Here is a 6,329-nt window from a genome sequence, read left to right as displayed (position 1 = left end):
ACTGGCAGCTCATCCACCTGCTGCAACAGAACGCCCGCGCCTCCAACGCCACCCTGGCCCGCCAGCTGGGCCTGGCACGCACCACGGTGGTCACCCGCCTGGCGCGCCTGGAGCGCGACGGCATCATCCAGGGCTACGGGCTACGCCTGGGCTCCGAACTGGAACAGGCCGCCGTGCGCGCCTACTGCGCCATCAGCGTCTTGCCGCGCAGCACCGCCGGCGTCATCCGCGCCCTGGAAAAGATGGTCGAGGTCGAGGAAGTCTCCTCGGTCAGCGGCCAGTTCGACTACCTGGCCTTCCTGCGCTGCACCACCCACGAAAAGCTCGACGAACTGCTCGACCGCATCGGCAACCTGGACGGGGTCAAGCAGACCCAGACGTCGATCATCCTGAATCGGAAGATCGATCGCAGAGCCAGTGTCAGTCCAGCTCCTTGACCTCAGCGCCGCGCCCGGGATTCGGCGCTGTTGCTTATCGCCTGCTCGATGTCGCCAAGCGACAGGTTGCCGCTCGTGAGCTGGTTCGTCCAACCGCTCAGGCCTGCGGTATCTGGCTCACGGCCTAGATAGGTTCGGTACAGCTGTCCGATCTCCGCTTGAGCGACGCTTCGGTACTCTTCGCTCTGCGTGATTGCGCTTTTGACTTGGGCGGCAGTCAAGCTGCCGCCTACGATCTGCTGTGTCCAATAGCCCAGACTCGCTGAATCCGCGGAGCGACCCAGATAGCCTCGGTAAAGCTGCTCGACGGAGTTGGCGACATTGCTGCTGTATTCGGCACTATGAACAAAGGCGTTCCTGATGTTTTCGATGGTCGAGCCGCCTCCATTGACGAGGTTGGCCCAGTAACTCACCTCGGCGCCGCTGGCGTTGCGACCCAGATAGGTCCGATAGAGCCCCTCGATGGCGGATCGATTCTGGTACTCGGCACTGCCCATCACCGAATTGATGAGCTGAGCCAGCGTTAGATTGCCGTTGGCGATATGGCTCGACCAATAGTCGAGCCCAGCCTTGTCAACCGACCTATCCAGATAGTCTTGATAGACGCTCGTGACCGCCTCGGTGGCCGCCTGGTTCCTGGCGCTGGCGGTCGACTCGGTGGCTGTGGTCGAGCTGGATCGCGGCCCTATCGCGGAACAACTGGAATCGTCCAGATAGGCTTTCAGGGTGGCCCACTGCGGTCGTTCCACTCCGTTGATTGGTTCAACCGACAGGTTGTAATTGCCCCAGCCCGGTCCCGCGGCCCAATAGGTCGCCGGTATGCAGTTCTGCTTAAGATAGGCGAGCATCCTTCCCATGATCACATTCCAGCGGGCATCGTTATCGGGAATGCCGAACTCGCCGATCATGCCGCGCTTGCCGTTTCGCTTCAGCCACTCCACGAAAGGCCTGACGCGTTCCACGCCATAATCATCTCCGCGCGCAGCGGCGCTGGTAGACGTATACGCGCCGCCGCCGCCCTCACCGTCGAAATAGACGTGAGCCTGAAAGATCAGGTTGTTGGCGGGATCGGAAAGGCCCAGCAACGCGTCATTCCACTGCGGCCAGCGAGTCGCTTCCGCCCAGCCATTACCCTCGATCATGATGGGATGTACGGTATCGATGGCGCGGACGGCATCGATGGCCTGCTGTGCCGCGATGGGCCATTGGGTCATCGCATCGTGGGGTTCGTTCATGATGTCGTACGCATACAGCGCCGGATGTGAACTCCAGCGCCTCGCTATGCGTGACATCACGTCCTTGTAACTGCTGTAAGGCACAGCGGCGGTTCCTATCACATCCCCCCGGTAGCGCATGTAGTTGTGCAGATCGAAGATGATTTTGATGCCGTATTTCTGCGCATAGCCGAAGGTACGGTCGATCAGGGCAGCGTAAGTGGCGTCGAAGGGCGCGTTGAGCTGAGGTTGCAGGCGTTCCCACAGTACTGGGAAGCGTACGAGCTTGATCCCGCGTGCGCTCCATTGGCTGAAATATGCTTCCACCGGGAAAATGTAGTGTGTGCCATTCACGCCAGGCAGTACCTGACCCGCGAACCCGGCGCCGGATAGGTTCAGACCCACCAGATTGACCTGTTCCGCCCGAGCATCAGGGCTGGTAAGGACGGTGAGCAGCAGGCTCATCGACAGCGCAAGAGCTGCAACAGGATTCCGGCGCGATGATAAGGGCGGGATAGGCATCGACAAGACATCTCGTAAGGGGCGAGGAGCGGGGTGAGGCGGCTGTCCTCAGGTCATGCCTAATAGTCGAACGCGCTCCTGATTTCTTTAGCTCGGGAAGATGGATGGTCCGCAGTGGATGCAGCCAGGCTTCTGCTCGGAAGCCGCGGCTTACGACGCCTGGAAAATGAACCTTTAGCCATGGAAGTGATCCTGAGCACCGCCGTATCTCGTACTGATAGAAAGGCGGAAGGTTTCTCGCCATCTGAGGACGAAGGCTGGCGTCTTCGGTGCGGGGCCTGTCCTCCGGCAGACACCGGGTTGCAGAAGGCATGGGCCTGGCGAGGTACGGTGACTACCTGCCGGAACGCTTCTTTCTGAGCGTCCTGTCACCGGCTGACTGGTAGCCCGTTCCCACTCGTGATTCATCCAGCGGTACCTGCCGGAAATCTGCCAGGTTGGCGGCATCTCGCATGGTCGATGCGTTAAGATGGGGAATTTAGGCGACGGTGACCGATTTGGCTGGAGTGGAAATGATCAAGGCAATTCACCTATTCCGCTGATGTCAAGGTGATATTGGTGCAGTGAGCAGTCGAAGGAGAGCAAATGCTGCAGATGTTTTTGGGGCTATGGCGTTATAGAGGTTTCGTTCTTTCGTCTATCCGCAACGATTTTTCTTCCCGCTTCGCGAGAAGTCGCCTCGGCGGCTTGTGGATGATCATCAATCCATTGGCCCAGGTTGCCATCTACGCGCTGATACTATCCAACGTGCTGGCGGCCAAACTGCCAGGCGTCGATCATCAATATGCCTATGCGCTGTACCTGATGGCCGGCATGCTCGGGTGGAGTCTGTTTTCGGAAACCATTAATCGTTGCCTCACGCTGTTCGTGGATCAAGGCAATCTGATGAAGAAGATGAGTTTTCCCAGAATAACGCTGCCCTTTATCGCCATCGGCTGCAGTTTGCTGAATTACTTGCTCCTGTTGGGCGCACTGCTCGTGGTGTTCGCGTTTTTCGGCAAGTATCCGGATCTGGTCATGCTCTGGTTGATACCCCTTACGTTGGCAGTCGTGGCTTTGGGGTTCGGTATAGGTCTGATCCTCGGCGTGCTCAATGTATTCGTGAGGGATGTCGGGCAGGTGGTGCCGATCCTCCTGCAGGTATGGTTCTGGTTTACGCCGATCGTTTATCCAGTGAACATCGTTCCCAGCTACATCGTGGATTTCGTCAAGGCGAATCCGTTCTACGCCCTGGCCTCTTCCTACCATCAAATCCTGGTCTACGACACCGCCCCGGACCTGTCTTTCCTATGGCCGACGCTGTTGATCTCGGCCGTGCTGCTGGCCTTGGGGCTGGTTATGTTTCGCCGTTCAGCTCCTGAAATGGTGGACGTGCTATGAGCGTGCTCGACATTCGCGATCTGGGTAAGGCCTACCGAGGCTACCGCTCTGAATGGCAGCGGATTGCGCGATGGCTATACCTCCCGGTGAAGCCCAGCAGCGAGCACTGGATAATCCGTCATATCACGTTCAGCGTGGAGCCGGGAGAGGCCATTGCCATCGTCGGTCAGAATGGCGCGGGCAAGTCGACTCTGCTCAAGATGATCGCAGGTACGCTGCAACCTACTGCCGGAAGCGTACACAGGAGTGGAAGGATTGCCGCCATCCTGGAGCTGGGGATGGGCTTCAATCAGGAATTGACCGGTCGCCAGAACGCCATCCACGCGGCGGGCTTGATGGGCTTTAGCAGGCAACAGATCGACGAGGTTCTTCCCTGGATCGAAGAATTCGCCGAGGTGGGTAACTATTTCGACGAAGCGGTCAGGACGTACTCGAGCGGCATGCAGATGCGGGTTGCCTTTGCCGTGGCTACCGCCATACGTCCTGAAGTTCTCATCGTCGACGAGGCCCTAGCCGTCGGAGACAGCTATTTTCAGCATAAGAGTTTCGAGCGTTTGCGCAGTTTCCAGCAGCAGGGTACGACCTTGCTGATCGTGTCGCACGACAAGGGCGCTATTCAGGCAATCTGCACGCGCGCTCTGTTGCTGGATCAGGGCACCATCATCAAAGATGGTGCCCCTGAAGAGGTAATGGATTTCTACAACGCCATCATCTCGGAAAAGGAAAATGCCAACGTCCGGTTGAGCGCGTCTCGTACCGGTAAGGTTCAGACCGTTTCGGGTAGCGGTGAGGCAAGTATTCAGGATGTTAGCCTCTTGAATGAATCCGGCGAGCGGGTGGAGTTCATCAAGGTTGGTGAAAAGGTCAGCTTGAGTGTTCAGGTCTCCATAAATAGTGACATCCCTGAATTGGTCATAGGCTACATGATCAAGGATCGGCTTGGTCAGCCGGTCTATGGCAGCAACACTCATAATCTGAATTGCAAGCTTGGCGATCTCAAGGCCGGCGAAGTCCTGACCTATACCTTTGCCTTCGATATGAATGTCGGAATCGGTTCCTACTCGGTCGCCATCGCGTTGCACACGATGAATACCCATCTGCACAAAAACTATGAGTGGCGCGATTTGGCCTTGGTGTTCAATGTAGTCAATTACGACAAAGACGAATTCATTGGTCTTGCTTGGCTGCCTCCGCAGGTGGAGTGTATACGATGAGCGGTGAGTTCTATCGGGCATTTGAAGATCGTTATCGCGGCTCTCGCGAGCTTATCAAGAAGCGCCTGTCTGCCTATCTGCCCTTTATCTCGGCGGTTAAAGTTGCACACGGCGAGTGCCGCGCGTTGGATCTCGGATGCGGAAGAGGAGAGTGGCTGGAGTTGCTCATCGAGAATGGCATCGAAGCCCAGGGCATCGATCTCGATGCCGGGATGCTGGAGGGCTGCCAGGCGCTGCAGTTGCCGGCCTGCAACAAGGATGCGCTGACCGCTTTGCGCGAGCTGGCGGACGAGAGCCTGTCGTTGGTCTCTGGTTTCCATATCGTCGAGCACCTGCCCTTCGCCGTCCTGCAGGCCGTCACCGCCGAGGCGCTGCGGGTGCTCAAACCCGGCGGCTTGCTAATCTTCGAAACGCCCAATGCCGAGAACTTGCTGGTCAGTACGTACAGCTTCTATCTGGACCCTACTCACGAGAAGCCGATACCGCATTTGCTGCTGGGATTTCTCGTCGAACACAGCGGTTTCGCCAAGCACAAGGTCGTTCGGCTACAGGAGCCGGACATGGTCGACGAGGCCGGTGGTACCAGGCTATTGGATGTCTTTCGAGGCGTCAGTCCCGACTATGCCATCGTGGCTCAGAAGGCGGCTGAGCCAGCGGTGATGGAGCTGTTCGAGCAAGCCTTCAGCCCGAACTACGGTGTCGATTTCGATGAGCTGGCGGAGCGTTACGAAGCTGAACTGCGCGACAGGCTGCAGTCGCACACCGCTCTGAGTACCCAGCTCGGACAGGAAGTCGCCGAGCTCCGCGAGCGGGAGCAGGCTGGTCGTCAGGATCTCGGCCGACTTGAGCAACAGGTCCAGCAACTGACCGCCCAGTTAGCCGATCATCAGGAAACACTTGGCCGCGGCGAGTGGCTCGCGGAGCTCGCGACCTCGCCGGTCAATCAGTTGACCCAGGCAATACAGAACCTGCAGCAGTCGAATCAGCAGCAGTTTCAACATCTTCTGGATGACTCCCGCACGCTGGCCAGGGATGCCCTGAGCGCTCAACGTGAACAGAGCGAATTGCTCAAACTACTCAGGGGGCAGCTGCAGCCTTCGTCGGCGGAAAATGCCTCGGGCGGATCGAGCGAGCGTATAGCTTTTCTGGAGGGGCAATTGAACGAGACCGGTGCCTGGGCGCTGTCGCTCGAAGCCCAGATCCATCAGCTCCAGGCGAGTCTGGATGCCCATCAGTCGCGCGGCTCCCTCGCCGCTCGTCTCTACCGCTTGCCTGCCTTGCCGAGACGGCTGGCGAGTCGACTCAGGTCAGGTTCTCGGAGCCTACTCGTCGCGCGCCTGCATCGGATGGCCAGCTCCTATGTGCTGCGCACGCTGGCGAAAAACCTGCTGCGTCACTTTCCGGGTTTAAAGCGGCGTGTGGTGACAGCCATGTATGGAAAGTCTCCCGTTCCCCAAGTGGTCATCGCCGATCCGATCAATACCGGGGTGAGTATGTCGGCTTCGGCTAAAAGGGCTTATTGCGTCCTGCGCAACGCTAACAAGGAAACGGTTGCCGAATAA

Annotated in this window: 5 protein-coding genes; 4 read left to right on the top strand and 1 reads right to left on the bottom strand. The window is 58.3% G+C overall.

Annotated features, from left to right (window positions below; genetic code table 11):
* Positions 1-437 (top strand): Lrp/AsnC family transcriptional regulator (locus tag DBY63_RS17025; protein ID WP_146750262.1); only part of this gene is annotated, 437 nt, incomplete at its 5' end.
* A 2-nt stretch (positions 438-439) separates the two neighbouring features.
* Here DBY63_RS17025 and DBY63_RS17020 read toward each other — a convergent pair.
* Positions 440-2,116, bottom strand: coding sequence for a cellulase family glycosylhydrolase (locus tag DBY63_RS17020; RefSeq protein ID WP_108576384.1), 1,677 nt, complete (start codon positions 2,114-2,116; stop codon positions 440-442).
* A 642-nt stretch (positions 2,117-2,758) separates the two neighbouring features.
* On the opposite strand from DBY63_RS17020, the gene DBY63_RS17015 reads away from it, so the two are divergent.
* Genes DBY63_RS17015 through DBY63_RS17005 form a run of 3 tightly spaced genes read left to right on the top strand, consistent with a single transcriptional unit; the run spans position 2,759 to position 6,329 of the window.
* The gene (locus tag DBY63_RS17015; protein WP_108576385.1) at positions 2,759-3,553 is read left to right on the top strand and encodes an ABC transporter permease; all 795 of its coding nucleotides are present in this window, start codon (positions 2,759-2,761) and stop codon (positions 3,551-3,553) included.
* Complete coding sequence (locus DBY63_RS17010; protein ID WP_108576386.1) at positions 3,550-4,767, top strand: ABC transporter ATP-binding protein; 1,218 nt, start codon at positions 3,550-3,552, stop codon at positions 4,765-4,767. Before DBY63_RS17015 ends, DBY63_RS17010 begins: the two co-directional genes overlap by 4 nt.
* Positions 4,764-6,329 (top strand): class I SAM-dependent methyltransferase, encoded by a 1,566-nt coding sequence (locus DBY63_RS17005; protein ID WP_108576387.1) that lies wholly within the window; start codon positions 4,764-4,766, stop codon positions 6,327-6,329. The genes DBY63_RS17010 and DBY63_RS17005 overlap by 4 nt, the downstream gene beginning before the upstream one ends.

Source organism: Pseudomonas sp. RIT411, from assembly GCF_003057735.2.
GTDB lineage: Bacteria > Pseudomonadota > Gammaproteobacteria > Pseudomonadales > Pseudomonadaceae > Chryseomonas > Chryseomonas oryzihabitans.
The sequence above is the reverse complement of the archived record's forward strand: the minus strand, read 5'-3'. Positions and strand labels throughout refer to the sequence as shown.

Excerpts from the sequence above, each read along its gene's own strand:
- DBY63_RS17020 (WP_108576384.1), bottom strand. The coding sequence starts at position 2,116 with ATGAGCCTGCTGCTCACCGTCCTTACCAGCCCTGATGCTCGGGCGGAA.
- DBY63_RS17015 (WP_108576385.1), top strand. The coding sequence starts at position 2,759 with ATGCTGCAGATGTTTTTGGGGCTATGGCGTTATAGAGGTTTCGTTCTT.
- DBY63_RS17010 (WP_108576386.1), top strand. The coding sequence starts at position 3,550 with ATGAGCGTGCTCGACATTCGCGATCTGGGTAAGGCCTACCGAGGCTAC.
- DBY63_RS17005 (WP_108576387.1), top strand. The coding sequence starts at position 4,764 with ATGAGCGGTGAGTTCTATCGGGCATTTGAAGATCGTTATCGCGGCTCT.